Raw genomic sequence first — 1,638 nt, 5'->3', positions numbered from 1 at the left:
GCAGCAGGCGGGTCGCGCACCGTGCTGTTGACCCGATTAGGTGGTGGCGTCTTCGGTAACGCCGACGCCTGGATCGACGACGCGATCGTCCGGTCGTTGCAGATTGTCGAGTACGCCGGCCTGGACGTTCGACTGGTCAGCGATGGACACGTCGATGCTTCGATGCAATCCATGGTCGACGAGTGGCGGCGCTGAGGGCAATCGGTGCGACCACCTGCCGCCGGCGATTGGCGCTCAACGCATGGGAGCGCTAACTTCCCTGGAGTGAGATTCTCAGCTGGTGGTGCAGTCGCGCGCTGGGTCGCGCCCTTCCTGACGGCTGCGGCCGTTGTCGGCATAGGTCAACTCGTCGACCCGGTGCAGGGCAGCCCTCCGGCGATCCGCTTGGCCGATGACGCCAACCCGCTGGCTGGCATGCCGTTTTACGTCAATCCCACCTCGGCGGCTATGCGCGCCGCGCAGCACGCCAATCCGCCGAGTCCTGAGTTGACAGCCGTCGCCAACACGCCGCAGGCGTACTGGATCGTCCCGGGCTCTTCGGCTTCGACAGTGGCGAAGTACACCGGCGATGCGGCGGCTGCGGGGACCCTGCCGGTATTCACGGTCTACGGCATTCCGCACCGCGACTGTGGCAGCTTCGCCGCGGGTGGCATGGGGTCCGCCGACGCCTATCGCGGGTGGATCGACAACATCGCATCCCAAATCGGCGCGTCACAGGCTGCGGTCATCGTCGAACCCGATGCCCTCGCCATGGCCGACTGCCTGTCGGGTGACCAGCGCCAAGAACGCTACGACCTGATCCACTACGCCGTCGACACGCTGACACGCAATCCGGCCACGGCCGTGTACGTCGACGGTGGTCACCTGCGCTGGCATAGCGCCGGCGACATGGCCGATAGGCTCAACAAGGCCGGTGTCGGTCACGCGCGGGGTTTCAGCCTCAACATTGCGAACTTTTTCACCACTGAGGACGAAATCGGTTATGGCGAGGCGATTTCGGGGCTCACCAACGGCTCGCACTACGTGATCGACACGTCGCGCAATGGCGCCGGACCGGCGCCGGCCTCCAATCTCGACTGGTGCAACCCCGGCGGTCGAGCACTGGGCACTCCGCCTACCGTGGCGACCGGGGGCGCACATGCCGATGCCTACTTGTGGATCAAGCGCCCCGGCGAATCCGACGGATCGTGCGACAAAGGTGATCCGCCGGCTGGGACCTTTGTGAATCAGTACGCCATTGACCTCGTACACAGCGCGAGCCGGTAGGAGATCTTGGGGCGGCAACGCGGGCAGTTTGTGTGTCGCTCACCAATGTCCGTGGTGGACAACCTCATCGAACGGTCGACGGTTCGGTTTACGGATCGGCTTCAGTGGGCGATCGGCGGGATACCCGACGCCGAGCAGATAGGCCACCTCGTATCCCTCGGGCACGCCGAGGATGGCACGCGCTTTGTCCTGATCCCCCACCGACGAGTGGCCAGTGCCGATGCCGAGGTCGGTGGCCGCGATCATCATCGCCATCGTGGCCTGCCCGACGTCGTACTGATCGGTCACTCGTCGGCGCTCAGTCGGCGGTTCGGGGATCACGAACACGATTGCCGCAGCTGCCCCCGCGATATGGCCGGCGCCCTGCCAGAC

Annotated in this window: 2 protein-coding genes and 1 pseudogene; 2 read left to right on the top strand and 1 reads right to left on the bottom strand. The window is 65.6% G+C overall.

Annotation, left to right across the window (positions count from 1 at the left end; translation table 11 throughout):
• Together VGG53_RS01175 and VGG53_RS01170 are read left to right on the top strand one after the other, a co-directional pair.
• Positions 1-195, top strand: a pseudogene (locus tag VGG53_RS01175) (hypothetical protein); the annotation flags it as partial.
• 69 nt (positions 196-264) lie between these two features.
• Entirely contained in the window at positions 265-1,266 is a 1,002-nt protein-coding gene (locus VGG53_RS01170) for a glycoside hydrolase family 6 protein (RefSeq protein ID WP_331516121.1), read from the top strand.
• Positions 1,267-1,305: 39 nt separating this feature from the next.
• On the opposite strand, the gene VGG53_RS01165 is transcribed toward VGG53_RS01170, so the two are convergent.
• The coding region (locus VGG53_RS01165; RefSeq protein ID WP_331516120.1) for a nitroreductase family protein at positions 1,306-1,638 on the bottom strand (333 nt) is incomplete at its 5' end.

Source organism: Mycobacterium sp., assembly GCF_036490025.1.
GTDB lineage: Bacteria > Actinomycetota > Actinomycetes > Mycobacteriales > Mycobacteriaceae > Mycobacterium.
The sequence above is the reverse complement of the archived record's forward strand: the minus strand, read 5'-3'. Positions and strand labels throughout refer to the sequence as shown.